This window comes from Rhodococcus sp. FW305-130 (assembly GCF_058788335.1).
Genome location: NZ_JBYTAP010000006.1, coordinates 284,970 through 300,132 on the forward strand (window position 1 = coordinate 284,970; position 15,163 = coordinate 300,132).

Annotated in this window: 14 protein-coding genes; 6 read left to right on the forward strand and 8 right to left on the reverse strand. The window is 63.9% G+C overall.

Features of this window, described 5'->3' with window-relative positions:
- Positions 1-52 precede the first annotated feature (52 nt).
- From AC3WQS_RS20485 to AC3WQS_RS20495, 3 genes are read left to right on the forward strand one after another with little or no spacing between them, the layout of a single operon-like run.
- On the forward strand, positions 53-880 hold the full coding sequence (locus AC3WQS_RS20485) for a DUF3097 domain-containing protein (protein ID WP_003944813.1): 828 nt from the start codon (positions 53-55) through the stop codon (positions 878-880).
- Positions 881-922: 42 nt separating this feature from the next.
- Entirely contained in the window at positions 923-1,354 is a 432-nt protein-coding gene (locus tag AC3WQS_RS20490; protein ID WP_019748432.1) for an NfeD family protein, read from the forward strand.
- Entirely contained in the window at positions 1,354-2,637 is a 1,284-nt protein-coding gene (locus tag AC3WQS_RS20495; protein ID WP_003944935.1) for an SPFH domain-containing protein, read from the forward strand. The genes AC3WQS_RS20490 and AC3WQS_RS20495 overlap by 1 nt, the downstream gene beginning before the upstream one ends.
- 36 nt (positions 2,638-2,673) lie before the next feature.
- Here AC3WQS_RS20495 and AC3WQS_RS20500 read toward each other — a convergent pair whose 3' ends face one another.
- The 3 genes from AC3WQS_RS20500 to AC3WQS_RS20510 are packed head-to-tail and all read right to left on the reverse strand — an operon-like array spanning position 2,674 to position 4,598.
- Positions 2,674-3,207, reverse strand: a complete 534-nt coding sequence (locus tag AC3WQS_RS20500) for a hypothetical protein (protein ID WP_003944797.1) — start codon at positions 3,205-3,207, stop codon at positions 2,674-2,676.
- A gap of 55 nt (positions 3,208-3,262) precedes the next feature.
- On the reverse strand, positions 3,263-3,859 hold the full coding sequence (locus AC3WQS_RS20505) for a hypothetical protein (protein ID WP_003944858.1): 597 nt from the start codon (positions 3,857-3,859) through the stop codon (positions 3,263-3,265).
- A 31-nt stretch (positions 3,860-3,890) separates the two neighbouring features.
- On the reverse strand, positions 3,891-4,598 hold the full coding sequence (locus tag AC3WQS_RS20510) for a TVP38/TMEM64 family protein (protein ID WP_007727829.1): 708 nt from the start codon (positions 4,596-4,598) through the stop codon (positions 3,891-3,893).
- Positions 4,599-5,021: 423 nt separating this feature from the next.
- Here AC3WQS_RS20510 and mutA point away from each other — a divergent pair, with 423 nt between their 5' ends.
- Genes mutA through meaB form a run of 3 tightly spaced genes read left to right on the forward strand, consistent with a single transcriptional unit; the run spans position 5,022 to position 10,176 of the window.
- Positions 5,022-6,917, forward strand: coding sequence for a methylmalonyl-CoA mutase small subunit (mutA, locus tag AC3WQS_RS20515; RefSeq protein WP_020969616.1), 1,896 nt, complete (start codon positions 5,022-5,024; stop codon positions 6,915-6,917).
- On the forward strand, positions 6,914-9,166 hold the full coding sequence (gene scpA, locus AC3WQS_RS20520) for a methylmalonyl-CoA mutase (RefSeq protein ID WP_492712203.1): 2,253 nt from the start codon (positions 6,914-6,916) through the stop codon (positions 9,164-9,166). Before mutA ends, scpA begins: the two co-directional genes overlap by 4 nt.
- Before the next feature lie 17 nt (positions 9,167-9,183).
- Positions 9,184-10,176, forward strand: a complete 993-nt coding sequence (gene meaB / locus AC3WQS_RS20525) for a methylmalonyl Co-A mutase-associated GTPase MeaB (protein ID WP_003945003.1) — start codon at positions 9,184-9,186, stop codon at positions 10,174-10,176.
- Between the two features lie 61 nt (positions 10,177-10,237).
- Here the strand turns inward: meaB and AC3WQS_RS20530 are convergent, their stop codons facing one another.
- From AC3WQS_RS20530 to AC3WQS_RS20550, 5 genes are all read right to left on the reverse strand, one after another.
- Positions 10,238-11,185, reverse strand: coding sequence for a sulfite exporter TauE/SafE family protein (locus AC3WQS_RS20530; protein ID WP_019748438.1), 948 nt, complete (start codon positions 11,183-11,185; stop codon positions 10,238-10,240).
- A 230-nt stretch (positions 11,186-11,415) separates the two neighbouring features.
- Positions 11,416-12,450: a nucleoside hydrolase gene (locus AC3WQS_RS20535; protein ID WP_020907752.1), complete on the reverse strand. Its 1,035-nt coding sequence runs from the start codon at positions 12,448-12,450 to the stop codon at positions 11,416-11,418.
- Entirely contained in the window at positions 12,443-12,919 is a 477-nt protein-coding gene (locus tag AC3WQS_RS20540) for an OsmC family protein (RefSeq protein WP_019748441.1), read from the reverse strand. The genes AC3WQS_RS20535 and AC3WQS_RS20540 overlap by 8 nt, the downstream gene beginning before the upstream one ends.
- A 31-nt stretch (positions 12,920-12,950) precedes the next feature.
- On the reverse strand, positions 12,951-14,264 hold the full coding sequence (locus tag AC3WQS_RS20545) for a CoA transferase (protein ID WP_492712205.1): 1,314 nt from the start codon (positions 14,262-14,264) through the stop codon (positions 12,951-12,953).
- Between the two features lie 18 nt (positions 14,265-14,282).
- A complete protein-coding gene (locus AC3WQS_RS20550; RefSeq protein WP_019748443.1) occupies positions 14,283-15,161 on the reverse strand; it encodes a hypothetical protein in 879 nt (292 codons plus the stop codon).
- Positions 15,162-15,163 lie beyond the last annotated feature (2 nt).

Consider the following 15,163-nt stretch of genomic DNA (forward strand, 5'->3'; position numbering starts at 1 on the left):
TTCGGCGTGGCGACATGCGCGGCCCCGGCGTTGTGACCTAGCGTGATCCGGCGTGAGCGGTGGCAACGGATACGGTGACATTTTTGCGGGTCATACCCGCAAACAGAAGCGCGTGACGCCTGAAGTGGCGGCCGAACGTGATCTTGTCGTCGAGGATGCGGCGACAGGATTCTGCGGTGCGGTAGTCGGTTTCGAGCGCACGTACGACGGCGATTTCGTGCGACTCGAGGACGGGCGTTCCCGGACGCGGTTGTTCGCGATGCGCGAGGCGGCCTTCCTCATCGACGGCTCACCGGTCACCCTCGTTCGCCCGGCCCCCAAGCCCGCGTCCACCAAACCCGCACGATCGGCTTCGGGTTCGACCCGAGTCGAAGGCTTACGTGCACGCACGGCACTGCCCAGCCGGATCTGGGTGGAGGGAGTACACGATGCTGCCCTCGTCGAGCGGGTGTGGGGCCATGACCTTCGCGTCGAAGGTGTTGTCGTCGAACATCTCGAAGGGCTCGACAATCTGGGGGAGCGGCTTGCCGAATTCGGGCCGGGCCCCGGCCGCCGTGTCGGTGTCCTCGTCGACCACCTGGTCACCGGTTCCAAGGAAACCCAACTGACTCAGGGCCTCGGCCCGAACGTGTTGGTGACCGGACATCCGTACATCGACGTGTGGGAGGCCGTTCGTCCCAAATCTGTCGGAATCGCCTCCTGGCCGAAGATTCCACGCGGCGAGGATTGGAAGACGGGAATCTGCCGCGAACTGGGCTGGGGGACACCTCAGGAGGGCTGGCGGCGGGTCTACAACTCGGTCGAGAGCTTCCGCGATCTGGAAGCTCCCTTGATCGGTGCCGTCGAACAACTTGTCGATTTCGTTACCGAGCCGAACTGACGTAGCGGCGGCCTGGGTCACACATTCTGGTTAGATGGTGTTGTGGCTGCACTTATTTGGCTGATCGGAGCACTGGTGCTCGCCGGGGCCGAAGCGCTGGTGGGGGATTTCTTCCTGCTGATGCTCGCCGGTGGGGCGCTCGCTACTGCCGGTGTCAGTGCTGTCACCGACTTCCCGGTGTGGGTCGACGCCGTCATGTTCGGAGTGTTCTCCGCCGCCCTCGTCCTGGGTGTGCGACCGATCATGTTGCGTCGCTTCGGTAGTCCGCCACCGACCCCGACCGGAATTCAGGCACTCGAAGGTAAACACGCTCTGGTTCTGGAAGAAGTGGGCGAGCATTCCGGGCAGGTCAAGTTGAACGGCGAGGTGTGGACTGCCAGGCCGTACGACACCACCGAGGTGTACCCGCCGGGCACCAAGGTGACGGTGATGGAAATCAACGGCGCAACAGCAGTCGTCTGGAGGGGACCTTAATGGCAGCACTCATAGTGCTCGGTGTGTTGGTGCTATTCGTGATCTTGGTGGTCGCGAAGTCGGTAGCACTGGTACCGCAGGCAGAAGCCGCGGTGATCGAGCGGCTCGGTAGGTATTCGAAGACGGTGTCCGGTCAGCTCACATTCTTGATCCCGTTCGCCGATCGTGTGCGCGCCAAGGTGGATCTTCGTGAGCGGGTGGTCTCCTTCCCACCGCAACCGGTGATCACCCAGGACAACCTGACACTGTCCATCGACACGGTGGTGTACTTCCAGGTCACCAATCCGCAAGCTGCGGTGTACGAGATCAGCAACTACATCGCTGCCGTCGAGCAGTTGACAACCACGACGCTGCGAAACGTCGTCGGCGGAATGACCCTCGAAGAGACGCTGACCTCGCGTGATTCCATCAACGGTCAGCTTCGAGGTGTCCTCGACGAGGCGACCGGTCGCTGGGGCCTGCGAGTGGCCCGCGTCGAACTCAAGAGCATCGATCCTCCGCCCTCCATCCAGGAGTCGATGGAAAAGCAGATGAAGGCGGACCGCGAGAAGCGCGCGATGATTCTGACGGCTGAAGGCCACCGCGAATCCGCTATCAAGACAGCCGAGGGTGCCAAGCAGAGCCAGATTCTTTCCGCCGAGGGCAACAAGCAGGCCTCGATCCTCAACGCCGAGGGTGAGCGTCAGTCCCAGATTCTTCGGGCTCAAGGTGACCGCGCGGCCAAGTACTTGCAGGCCCAAGGCGAGGCCAAGGCCATCGAGAAGGTCTTTGCTGCTATCAAGTCCGGTAAGCCGACTCCGGAATTGCTTGCATACCAGTATCTTCAGACGTTGCCGCAGATGGCGCAAGGCGATGCGAACAAGGTGTGGCTCGTGCCCAGCGACTTCGGTGACGCACTGAAGGGATTTGCGAAAACGCTTGGCGCGCAGGGGCAGGACGGTGTCTTCCGTTACGAGCCGCCGGCCGCCGAAGAGAATCTTCCCAACCCTGAGGACGATTCAGCTGAGGTGGCGGAGTGGTTCGAAACGAAATCCGATCCGGCTATCGCAGAAGCAGTCCGCGCCGCTGAAGTTGCTGCACGTACTCCCGTCGAAGATCCGGCAGCTGCGGTCAGGCACCTCCGTGAAAGTGCGCCCGAGCAGCCCGGATTCGTAGATCCCGCGCTGCCGCAGCAGAGTGAAAATCCTTGGCCCGGTCAGCTACCGCTGCCGTCCGAACGCGAAGAGTTCCAGCAGAAGTACCCCTACCAGGATCAGCCGCCGGAGGGCGGCCAGCGCCGGTAGGCTCCTCTCGTAGTAATCGGGACGGGCACTCGTCACCTACGTGATGAGTGCCCGTCCCGTTCCGCATACAGCGATCGCCCAGAGGACACTGACGAAAGTTCCCATGATGAACTGCTCGGACGCGTGAGGTTCGCGAAGTTCCGGGTACCGTGCGAGCCCCTTGACTGCCAAGACGATCGCGATCCCCTCCGGCCAGGTTGCGAGAATCGACGCCGCCACCGCGAGCCGTTCGAGGATGCCGATCACACGTCCGCCGCGAAGAGGTCCGGCGTCCGGTGCCGGGCTCCCGTCCGGTTGGCGACGAGCGATCTTGAAGGTGGCAAGTACCAACGGTGCACCGGCCGTGGCGGCGGCAAGTACGCACAGGACAAGCGTCGCCCCGAGAGCGAAACCGGTGACCGGGGTCGTTCGGGTCGATGCCAGTGCGGCAACACCCAGCGCCGGAAGAGCCACCACGGACGACGCCCATTCGGGGACTTCCAGTCGACCACGACTGAGCGGTCCCAGTGCCGCTGCAACTGCTGGTGCCGCGGCGGCGACGGCGAGCGCGATCAACGCCAGAACGACCATGTATTCGAGCCCCCTGCTGTGTCGACGAGTTTGTACCGGTGCGAGCGTGAGCAGTCTAGGGCTGGAGTCTGACCAAAAGTCGTTCTGCGAGTCTGCGCCCCGCGAGTTCTGCGTGCCACCCGGCTGTCAGGAGTCGCTTGGACATGGCCTGTTTGGTGATTCCGAGGTGGGCCGCCGCGCTGACCTGAGTGAGTCCGCTGTCCATCAGAGCGATGGCTTCGCGTCCGTCCTTCGTCTGTCTCGTGACAATCGTTCCGAGCAAGGTGAACGCGGCATCGACATCGGCGGCGAGTTCGTCGCGTGAGCTATCGGCCGGCGCCTGTTCGACGGCAATTCTGGCCGGAGCTCGCTTGGCTCGCTCGACGGCGATCCGAGCAGCTTCGAATGCCGGTCCGCGTCCGGCCCGGGTCTGCCGTGGGAGAGGCTGCTCGACGGGACCGATCCCGATCCCGACACTCCAGTGCTCGCGCCGAATCAGCTCGAGTGCGACGAGGACGAGTAGCGCCGGATCGTCGGTCACCGCTTGAATCTCGTCGCCCGCAGTGCGCTCGAACGGCCGCAGGAGCCTGCGATCGGCCATGTCGTCGATGATGTCCCCGACGCGGTCGACATCGCGTCGGCTACCTCGCTGATCCACTGTCAGTACGAACATTAGTCAATGCTAGATAGTTGACTTTCAATAGTCAATCGTTTTGAGTTGACTCAATCAAATCAACCTCTTGAGGTTGACCGTTGTCAACGATGGTTTCGCCCGGTGAAGGCTGACGGCGAGCGTCGAACACCAGACCGGCGATGCCGATCGCAATGCAGATCCCGGACAGAATCAGGAGACGAGGATCGGCTTCGCCGGAGAGCGCATCGCCCAGAACGACAATCCCAACAGTGCCGGGCAAGATGCCGACGACGGTGGCAAGGATGTAGGGCACGATCCGGATCGACGAAATGCCGCAGCAGTAGTTCACCACCGAGAAGGGGACAAACGCGATCAAGCGCAGAGAGCCGACGGCCAGCCACCCCCGCTTTTCGATCCGCTCGTCCACCCGCCGGATCGTCGGACTCGAAATCCGTTGCCACACGACGTCACGGCCGATGGCGCGGACCAGGTAGAGGGCCAGAACGGCGCTCACAGTCGTTGCCGCCACGGTAAGAGCGATGCCGGTCACCGAGCCGAAAAGAACCCCCGCACTGAGGGTGAAGACGGTGCGCGGGAACGGCGCGACGGTGACTATCGAATGAACCAGGAAGAACACGAGGGGAAACGCCGGGCCAACCGAGTCCGCCCACTCTCGCACCTGGGACACCGTGGGATGTGGGGCGAGGAGGGCTGCGAGGAACAAAGCGAGCACTACCAGGACTATTGCGATCAATCTTCGGTCCAGCAGGCGTCCCATCACAGGTCACAAGGCTACCTGCGAACGGTGAACCGGGCCGACTGCCGACCCGCAATCGTGAGTCGAACATTGCCACGGGGGCGGGAAAGCGACGTGCTCCAGGCGACAATGAAACGGCGCTGTGACGAAAACCACTAGGCTTTCGGAGTGGCCTTCACCTGTAGTCCCGGCCAGTGAAACGAACTCGCGGGTAACCCGTAAACATGCTGAACAATCGCTAGGTAAGGGCCGGTCACACGTGCACGAACGACCGAATCTGCACGTCGTCTGACCGGTCGGAAAGTGGCCGCGAACAGCCCTGTGAAGAACATGACGTGATCCTCACGATATCTGGGCTCAACCGCGGGTTAGCATCACAGAACTAACGAACAAATCCGATTATCGGTAAAGCGCTCACGCAAAAAATGAGAGGGAGCGGACACAGTGTCATTAGCTTCAGAAGCCGAGGCTGTCGAGCAGGCGTACGCGGAGTGGCAGCGCTCCGTAGCCGGTGTGCTCGCCAAGTCCCGCAGAGTCGATGCGGCAGAGCTGGGCCCCGAGCCACAGAAACTGCTCGAAACCGTCACCTACGACGGTGTCACTGTCGCACCGCTCTACAGCCCACGCGACGAGCGTCCCGAGCAGAGCTTGCCGGGCACGTTTCCGTACGTGCGTGGCGTCGACGCTCACCGTGATGTCAATGCCGGTTGGTTGGTTTCCGCTGCATTCGGAACCGCTTCGGCGGCCGAGACAAATCGCGCCATCCTGGACGCCCTCGAAAACGGAGTCAGCGCACTCTGGTTGAAGGTGGGCGCCGACGGCGTTCCGGTCACCGACCTCGCCGCTGCGCTCGAGGGCGTTCTTCTCGACCTCGCACCGCTCACGCTCGACGCAGGCGCCGAGGTGAACGATGCAGCCCGCGCACTCTTCTCTCTCCTCGATGCTCGCGGCGAAGCCGGCGACGGCGTCAGTGATCGCAGCAGTATCCGAGTCCACCTCGGTGCAGCGCCGCTGACCAGTTCGTTCTCCGGCGCAGCCGACGTCGAATTTGCAGGCGCCGTCGAGTTGGCCGCCCTCGCTGCAGCTCGCGCGGAAACCGTGCACGCGATCACCGTCGACGGCACGGCCTTCCACAACGCGGGTGCCGGCGACGCCGAGGAACTCGGAGCCGCGATTGCCGCCGGACTCGAATACCTCCGCGCACTCACCGCAGAGAGCGGTCTGACCATCGGTGCTGCGTTGTCGCAGTTGGCTTTCCGCTACTCGGCAACCGACGATCAGTTCCAGACCATCGCGAAGTTCCGCGCCGCACGTCTCGTGTGGGCCCGCATCGCTCAGGTCTGTGGAGCTTCCGACTTCGGTGGAGCGCCGCAGCACGCAGTCACCTCCGCCGCGATGATGGCTCAGCGTGATCCCTGGGTGAACATGCTGCGCACGACCCTCGCCGCATTCGGCGCCGGCGTCGGCGGAGCAGATGCAGTGACTGTTCTTCCGTTCGACGTCGCCCTGGCCGACGGCACCCTTGGTGTCAGCAAGTCCTTCTCCTCGCGCATCGCGCGCAACACGCAGTTGCTTCTCCTCGAAGAGTCGCACCTGGGCCGCGTGCTCGATCCGTCGGCGGGCTCCTGGTACGTCGAGGACCTGACGCAGCAGATCGCCGCCACCGCGTGGGAGTTCTTCCAGGAAATCGAAGCAGCCGGCGGATATCTGGCGGCACTCGAAGCGGGAATCGTCTCCGGTCGTATCGCTGCCACGAAGGCCAAGCGCGACTCCGACATCGCACACCGTAAGACCACGGTCACCGGTGTCAACGAGTTCCCGAACCTCGGCGAAACGCCGCTGTCCGCCGAAGCCGTCGAGCCCGGCCAGTCCGTCGCCCGCTACGCAGCTGCATTCGAAGCGCTTCGTGACCGTTCGGACGCGTTCCTCGCCGCCGGCGGCGCCCGTCCCACTGCGCTTCTCGCGCCGCTGGGCTCGGTTGCAGAACACAACGTGCGCACCACGTTTGCGTCCAACCTGCTCGCTTCGGGTGGTATCGACGCAGTCAACCCCGGCCCCCTCGAGGTAGGCGCAGAAGCCATCTCCGCAGCCGTCAAGGCTTCCGGTGCCACCGTCGCGGTGCTGTGCGGCACGGACAAGCGCTACGGCGAGAGCGCCGCAGCGGCCGTCGCCGAACTTCGCGCTGCCGGCATCACCAAGGTGCTGCTCGCAGGACCGGAAAAGGCAGTCGCCGACGCGACCGGCGATTCTCGCCCGGACGGATTCCTCACAGCCCGCATCGACGCAGTGTCGGCTCTGACCGAACTGCTCGACTTCATCGAGACGGGAAGCTCCAAGTGACGACACGAGAGGTCAAGCACGTGATCGGCAGTTTCGCCGAGGTCCCACTCGAGGACCCGCAGTCTCCGGCACCCACACCGCCGTCGGTTGAGCAGGCACAGGCGCTCATCGAAGAGGGCGCAAACGCCAACAACTACGCCGCCGAGCAGGTTGTCTGGTCCACCCCGGAAGGCATCGACGTCAAGCCGGTGTACACCGGTGCGGACCGCACGGCCGCCGCCGAGTCCGGTTACCCGCTCGACAGCTTCCCGGGCGCAGCGCCGTTCCTGCGTGGTCCGTACCCGACCATGTACGTGAACCAGCCGTGGACCATTCGCCAGTACGCCGGATTCTCCACTGCCGCGGAGTCGAATGCGTTCTACCGTCGTAACCTCGCGGCCGGTCAGAAGGGCCTCTCGGTCGCCTTCGACCTCGCCACACACCGCGGCTACGACTCCGATCACCCTCGCGTTGCGGGTGACGTCGGAATGGCCGGTGTCGCAATCGATTCCATCCTCGACATGCGTCAGCTCTTCGACGGAATCGACCTCTCGCAGGTGTCGGTCTCGATGACGATGAACGGCGCCGTGCTGCCGATTCTCGCGCTGTACGTCGCTGCGGCAGGCGAGCAAGGCGTCACCCCGGACAAGCTGGCCGGAACGATCCAGAACGACATCCTCAAAGAGTTCATGGTTCGTAACACCTACATCTATCCGCCCAAGCCCTCGATGCGGATCATCTCGGACATCTTCGCGTACTCCAGCGCGGAAATGCCGAAGTACAACTCCATCTCCATCTCGGGCTACCACATCCAGGAAGCCGGAGCGACGGCCGATCTGGAACTGGCGTACACCCTCGCCGACGGCGTCGAGTACATCCGCGCCGGCCTCGACGCCGGTATGGACATCGACAAGTTCGCACCGCGCCTGTCCTTCTTCTGGGCCATCGGCATGAACTTCTTCATGGAGGTCGCCAAGCTCCGCGCCGGGCGCCTCCTGTGGGCCGAGCTTGTCGCCAAGTTCGACCCCAAGAGCGCGAAGTCGCTCTCGCTGCGTACCCACTCGCAGACCTCCGGCTGGTCCCTGACCGCGCAGGACGTCTTCAACAACGTGCCGCGCACCTGCGTCGAGGCCATGGCTGCCACGCAGGGCCACACTCAGTCGCTGCACACCAACGCACTCGACGAGGCCATCGCACTGCCGACGGACTTCTCCGCCCGCATCGCCCGTAACACCCAGTTGCTGCTGCAGCAGGAATCCGGCACCGTGCGTCCCATCGACCCGTGGGGCGGCTCGTACTACGTCGAGTGGCTCACCAACGAACTCGCCAACCGGGCTCGTAAGCACATCGAAGAGGTCGAGGAAGCCGGCGGAATGGCTCAGGCCATCAACGAAGGCATCCCGAAGCTGCGCATCGAGGAAGCTGCCGCCCGCACCCAGGCACGCATCGACTCCGGTCGGCAGCCGCTCGTCGGCGTCAACAAGTACGTTCCCGACGAGGTCGACACCATCGAAGTTCTCAAGGTCGAGAACTCCAAGGTCCGCAAGGAACAGCTCGAGAAGCTGGTTCACCTTCGCGCAGAACGTGATCCGGAAGCCGTCGAGGCCGCACTCGCGAACCTCACCCGCGCTGCCGCATCCACCGAAGGCGGCATGGAGAACAACCTCCTCGCCCTCGCAGTTGTCGCCGCCCGTGCGATGGCTACGGTCGGCGAGATTTCCGACGCCCTCGAAAAGGTGTACGGACGCCACCAGGCCGAGATCCGCACCATCAGTGGTGTGTACCGCGACGAGGCAGGAACGGTGAGCAACATCAGCAAGGCGATGGAACTGGTCGAGAAGTTCGCCGAGGACGAGGGACGTCGTCCCCGCATCCTCGTCGCGAAGATGGGCCAGGACGGTCACGACCGTGGCCAGAAGGTCATCTCCACGGCCTTCGCGGACATCGGATTCGACGTCGACGTCGGACCGCTGTTCCAGACCCCCGAAGAGGTCGCCAATCAGGCGGCCGACAACGACGTCCACGTAGTCGGTGTGTCGTCGTTGGCAGCCGGTCACCTGACCTTGGTGCCGGCGCTGCGGGAGGCTTTGGCTGCGGCCGGTCGTCCCGACATCATGATCGTCGTCGGCGGCGTCATTCCGCCCGGTGACTTCGACGAACTCTACGAGGCCGGCGCTGCTGCCATCTTCCCGCCCGGAACCGTCATCGCCGACGCTGCCAGCGGATTGTTGCAGAAGCTCTCCGCCCAACTGGGTCACGACCACAGCTGAGAAGGGGGTCACTGAAGATGGCACGTCAGCCCATCGACATTGATTCCCTCGCCGAGGCGGTACGCGGGAATCAGCGTGCCGGCCTCGCTCGGGCGATCACCCTCGTCGAGTCCACTCGCGACGACCACCGGGCCCTTGCGCAGCAGCTTCTACTGAAGTTGCTGCCCGAGGCCGGAGGAGCGCACCGGATCGGCATCACCGGCGTTCCCGGCGTCGGCAAGTCGACCTTCATCGACGCGCTCGGAATGTACTTGCTGGGCAAGGGACATCGGGTTGCGGTGTTGGCGGTCGATCCGTCGTCCACCCGCACCGGCGGCTCGATTCTCGGCGACAAGACACGCATGGCTCGGCTCACCGTCGAACCGAATGCGTACATCCGGCCGTCACCGACGTCCGGCACGCTCGGTGGTGTTGCCAAGGCAACCCGCGAGACCATCGTGCTTCTCGAAGCTGCCGGTTTCGACGTCATCCTGGTGGAGACGGTGGGTGTCGGCCAGTCCGAAGTCACTGTTGCCAACATGGTGGACTGCTTTACGTTCCTGACCCTCGCTCGTACCGGTGATCAGCTCCAGGGCATCAAGAAGGGTGTCCTCGAGCTCGCAGATCTGGTGGCGGTCAACAAGGCCGATGGAAAGCATGAGCGCGAGGCAAAGGGTGCTGCCCGCGAATTGGCCGGAGCGCTTCGCCTGATCTACCCGCACGACGCCATCTGGAAGCCGCCCGTCATCACGATGAGCGGCCTCGAAGGTGTCGGGCTGGACGAGTTCTGGGGAACTGTCACCAAACACCGTGAGGTGCTCACCGAAGCAGGACAGTTCGAGGAGAAGCGTCGCAAGCAACAGGTCGATTGGACCTGGACGATGGTCAACGATCAGCTGCTACGCAGGCTCTCGAGCAACGATCGGGTGCGTGCGATCCGGGCCGACGTCGAGCAGAGCGTGCGTGACGGTTCGCTGACAGCAGCGTTGGCGGCGGGGCGAATTCTCGACGCGTTCGACGGAAGCAACTAGGGCGAAAAAACAAAATCCCGGGTATCCGAGCGCGGATACCCGGGATTTCTTCTGTGACGAGTTATCGTTCGCGTTTGACCGCAGGCTCGGTGAGTTCGTTCTCGACAGCGAGTTCGACTCCCGTGAAATCGCCTTCTGCCTCGGCTGGGGTGAGCGTGGACCGCTTCCACGCGTAGAACAGCAACGCTGCCCACGCGCCGAGAATGGCCAGGTAGCCGGCCACTGTGACCGCCCCGGTGATGTCGAAGGATTTGAACAGCTTCTGTGCGTTGGTCAACACGATGACGCCGCCCACCGCCGTGCCGAGCAAGGTGGCAGGTACGCGGCTGACCAGCCACGCCGCGAACGGGGCAGCGATGACACCGCCGAGCGCGAGACCGGCGACAACAAGGAGGTTTCCAGCTGACTCACGACCCAATCCGACAAGGAATCCCAGCGACGCGGCTGACGCGACCAGAAACTCCGAGGCGCTGACCGAGCCGATCACGGTGCGCGGCGCGGTCTTGCCCCGCGAGAGCAGCGTGCTGGTGGTGATCGGACCCCAACCACCACCGCCGGATGCATCGATGAAACCACCGAACAGGCCGAGTGGGGACAGGAAACGTGCAGTGTGCGGGGTGGTGCGAGCGTCCGCGACGGCCGGTGGGCGGACCGAGAAGCGAAGTGCCACATAGATACCGATGGCCAGCAGGATCGTCGCCGTGATGGGGACTGCCGCTTCGGTGGACAGACCCGATAGCACGGTTGCGCCGATGAATGCACCGACTGCGCCGGGCACACCGAGCTTGGCGACGAGCTTCCAGTCGATGTTCTTGAACTTCCAATGCGACACACCCGAAGCGAGGGTGGTGCCGACCTCGGCCAGGTGAACAGCGGCGCTGGCCTGAGCCGGACCGAGGCCACCGATCATCAACAGAGTGGTTGCGGTGACACCGAAGGCCATACCGAGGGCGCCGTCGACGAGCTGGGCGCCGACGCCGACAAGGGTGAACAAAAGAAGGTTGAACATGAGAAGACAGACTCCGAGCGAAGAAGCGACAAAGTCAGGGGTGCAGGCAGCGAGAATCGCCGCTCAGCAACACGCCTGATCGAAGCATGCGCTACGACGAGTGGGCCAGAACGCCATCAATCCGAGCGCAAATGCCGGGGAGGCATCGTGGCTGGAAATCTGCACGTCAGGTCCTTTGTTCTCGTTCGTTGGTGTTCTGTCCATGCGAGCATAGCCGGTGCCCGGCTCGGTCAACCCACGACGCGGGCGTAATTTCCCACTCGGTGGACAAGTCGATCGAAGAATTCCGCCGGATCGGTGCTGACCGCGATATCCGCGTTGGGCTCACGCTTCCAGTGCCCGACCCAGTCCGCGACCGTCGTTCCGATCAGCAGTGGACTCTCGGTTTCGACATCTACCGTTGCCGGCTTCAGTGTCGCCAAGCTCGGATCGAGCGCGACGGCAGCAGCAAAGGGATCATGCATGTGAGCAAGAAAGCCCTGGTCGTATTCACGATGGAATTCCATGTAGAACCGGATCGCGTCGGACATATGCCTGATCACGCTGTTGGACGCGGAACTGCGGACGTCGGGGCCGTCGTCAGGCGAGATGATCTCTTCCGGAGTGCTCCCGGCAGCTTCGGCGAGCCGACGCACATGTTCGGGGAACATCTCGATGGATTCGGTGACGTTGAGGCCGCAGATGATCGGGCGCCGGTGCGCGGGTACGACGGAGAACGCGTCGAACACCTCCTTGGCGGCGTGCGGATCCACCGAGACGTTCCACTCCGCGGTCGGCGTCGTGTTGCCCGGATAGTTGAACGACCCACCCATCACGACCAGCCGCTTCAGCAGAGACGGCAGATCGGGTTCACGTCTGATCGCCAGCGCAAGGTTGGTGAGCGGCCCCGTCACCAATCCGGTGAGTTGTCCGGGGTACTCACGCACGAGATCCACCCAGAGGTCGGTGGCCGTTCGGACCGAGCGCTTGCGACCCGAATCGGGGAGGACGGCATGGCCGATCCCTTGCGGACCGTGAGTCTCCTCGGTGGTGCGCAACGGGATGACCAGTGGCTCGCGGGCGCCGAGTGCAACCTCGATGTCCGGGGCGCCGCAGAGCGCAAGCCAGTTCAAGTTGTTGGCCGCGACCTGTTCCACCGGAACGTTGCCGGCGGTGCTCGCAATCCCCAGAATCTCGGCTTCGGGGCTGGCAAGGAGATAGAGAAGCGCCAACGAGTCGTCGATGCCGGTGTCGACGTCGACGATGAGCTTGTGCGTATCACTCATCGGTGGCCACCAGGATCGTCGGTGAATGCAGGACAGGGAAGTTGACCGACCGAGCGATGAAGCACTTCGTGTGTGCGGGGCCGTGAAGCTCCTCGGCCTTCTCGACCATCGACGCCTCCGCGACCAATACCGTCGGATTCAACGTCACTTCGATGAACTGGCCGCCGCCATCGGATTCCTCGATCATGCTGCCGACCGGCTGATCGCTGTAGTCGAGAACGACGACCCCAGCGGCAGCTGCCAGACCGAGGTACCAGAGCATGTGGCATTGGGCGAGGGAGGCAACGAGCAGTTCCTCGGGGTTCCATCGCTGCGCGTCACCGCGGAACGAGGGATCGGAGCTGCCGAGAAGTTCCGGCTTTCCGACCGCGGATATTGCATGATTGCGCGAATATCCCTGCGTGCTGGACGTTCCGGTTCCCAGATCGCCCGTCCACTGAAGGTCGAGTGTGTAGGTATGTGACTTCACAGGTCCATCTTGCCCTGAATGTGCCGGTCCCTCAGTGTGCCCACTCCGCGCGATCCGATCCCCACGGATGGGCTGGTTCGGGGTAGTCCTCGAACTCTGCCAGCGCGGGTCGTGCGGTGGTCACGTCGGCATGGTTGACAACAACATTCAGGCCGGGAGCGGTCGGTAGACCGGGATGGACGGTTCGGCCGGGTGCGTCGAGAAGACGGGCGCCGGTGCTGGCCAATGACACGTCGACATCGCGGCCACGGCCGTCCTGCGAGCGCAGCATCAACGCGTCGAGGATCCCAGCTGCCAAGAAGTATCCGGTCGAGTGGTCGAGGGCCTGCGCTGGAAGTGCGCCCGGTTTCTCGCCGCCCTCGAGGAACGAGATACCGGATGCGGCCTGCACGATGCTGTCGAAGCCGCGGCGATTCGCCCACGGACCTTCCCATCCCCACGCGCTGACGCGCCCGTGAATCAGGTGGGCGGGAAGATCCTGCCCGATGAGTGCTTCGAGTGCGCCCGGACGGTAGCCGGTGACCAGTACGTCTGCGGTGTCGAGGAGTTCGCGGAATGCTGCCGCTTCCGCCGAGGACTTCAGGTCGAGAAGCGCCGACCGCTTGCCCTGGCCACTGTCGAGGTGCTGCCATCCGATCTCGGGGATCGCCGGAGGGTCGATCCGCAGAACGTCAGCGCCGACCAGCGCGAGGGCACGGGTCGCGACCGGGCCGGCGATGACCCGGGTCAGGTCGAGAACACGTGGGCGCGTCGGATGCGTGCGGGGTTTTCCCTCGTCGCGTACTCGGATGGATACCAGAGGCTCAGACCTCGCAGCTGCGCACTGCTCACTCAGGCGCCACTCGGTCTCGGTACGAACACGGACCGCGATGGCGCCGATCCCGGCGGCCTGCTGCTCGATCTCGATGGCGCTGAGTTCGGATATCCGTTGCGCCACTGCATCTTTAGGTGATCCATGGTCGAGTTCGAGGATGGCGAGCAGGCGGTCGCGATGGTGTGGATAGTTGCCGTGCGTGCGGACCCAACCGTCGCGGGCGGCAAAGAACCCCGAGTATTCGGAGAATCCGTTGATCGGTTCGCCGCCGATCCGGAACAGTCGATCGCTCGAGAAGGACGCGGCGATGCGCTCGGGATCGAGGGTCCAGTGTCCGTCGCCCCGGCTGGTTGACCGATGAATTGCCGAGGCGAAGGCCGCGACTGAGCCTGCAGCGAGGTCGAACACCGGCAAGTGCGCCGCAAGGAAGCCCGCCGAGTCCGGGCATTCGATGTGGCCGCGTCGGTCGTCGGTGTGCACCCCGACGTCACGTTGGTATTCGTCGAGATAGAACCCGTACCCGTGATCCATGTGGCGCCTTTCGGCAGTTCAGTGGCCGAGAAGCTCCCGGCACTTCTCTGCCAGCGTATCGCGGAGCGGCGCAGCACGATCCGCCAACTGTTGTTGCTGACGCACGTATTCGGCGCGGCCCGCGGGAGTTTCGATACGAATGGGGGAGTACCCGTACTCGGCGAGGTCGTATGGGCTCGCGCGCATGTCGAGTTCACGGGCCAGGAGCGCGTGTTCGAAGCACCGCATCACCAGATCGGAATCCACGAGTGGCAACAACTTGAAGCTCCACTTGTACAGATCCATACCCGCGTGCAGGCAGCCCGGCTGTTCGTGATCGATCTGAGTTTCGCGTGCAAGCGGGAGCGAGTTCTTGGGGGCCGCGTCCGGTGTGAAGAACCGGAACGCGTCGTAGTGCGTGCATTTGAGTGGCAGGGATTCGACGACCGCGTCGGTACCGGCGAACCCGAGCCGCAGCGGCACTGACTGGTGACGGATCGCGTCCTCGCCGCCGCGATAGACCATCGCCCATTCGTGGAGGCCGAAACAGCCCAGCACAGCGGGCCGCGCAGACGTCTGATTCAACAGATTCCACACGAATTCGACTGTGTGACGCCGACGCTCCAGCACGGCGGCCTCGACCGTCGCGGTACCCGATTCGTCGACGCGGTAGCCGGAGAAGGCTGCGTATTCGCCGGCGTTCTCGAGTGCGACTCCGTACCCGGGGTGCCAGCGGCGCAGTTGCGCGGGCTTGAAGTTGTAGTACGTGAAGAGGAAGTCGTGCACCGGGTGAGAGATACCGGCGCTACGACGCGCTCGGTGCGGCTCGACGAGCTTTTCCACCTCCTCGAGGTGAAGTGCCCGCCGAGCCGTCCACTCGCTCTGTGCGAGTGCGAGTGAATGCACCGAACGTGTCATCG

Excerpts from the sequence above, each read along its gene's own strand:
- AC3WQS_RS20495 (WP_003944935.1), top strand. The coding sequence starts at position 1,354 with ATGGCAGCACTCATAGTGCTCGGTGTGTTGGTGCTATTCGTGATCTTG.
- AC3WQS_RS20500 (WP_003944797.1), bottom strand. The coding sequence starts at position 3,207 with ATGGTCGTTCTGGCGTTGATCGCGCTCGCCGTCGCCGCCGCGGCACCA.
- AC3WQS_RS20505 (WP_003944858.1), bottom strand. The coding sequence starts at position 3,859 with ATGTTCGTACTGACAGTGGATCAGCGAGGTAGCCGACGCGATGTCGAC.
- AC3WQS_RS20510 (WP_007727829.1), bottom strand. The coding sequence starts at position 4,598 with ATGGGACGCCTGCTGGACCGAAGATTGATCGCAATAGTCCTGGTAGTG.
- meaB (WP_003945003.1), top strand. The coding sequence starts at position 9,184 with ATGGCACGTCAGCCCATCGACATTGATTCCCTCGCCGAGGCGGTACGC.
- AC3WQS_RS20530 (WP_019748438.1), bottom strand. The coding sequence starts at position 11,185 with ATGTTCAACCTTCTTTTGTTCACCCTTGTCGGCGTCGGCGCCCAGCTC.
- AC3WQS_RS20535 (WP_020907752.1), bottom strand. The coding sequence starts at position 12,450 with ATGAGTGATACGCACAAGCTCATCGTCGACGTCGACACCGGCATCGAC.
- AC3WQS_RS20545 (WP_492712205.1), bottom strand. The coding sequence starts at position 14,264 with ATGGATCACGGGTACGGGTTCTATCTCGACGAATACCAACGTGACGTC.
- AC3WQS_RS20550 (WP_019748443.1), bottom strand. The coding sequence starts at position 15,161 with ATGACACGTTCGGTGCATTCACTCGCACTCGCACAGAGCGAGTGGACG.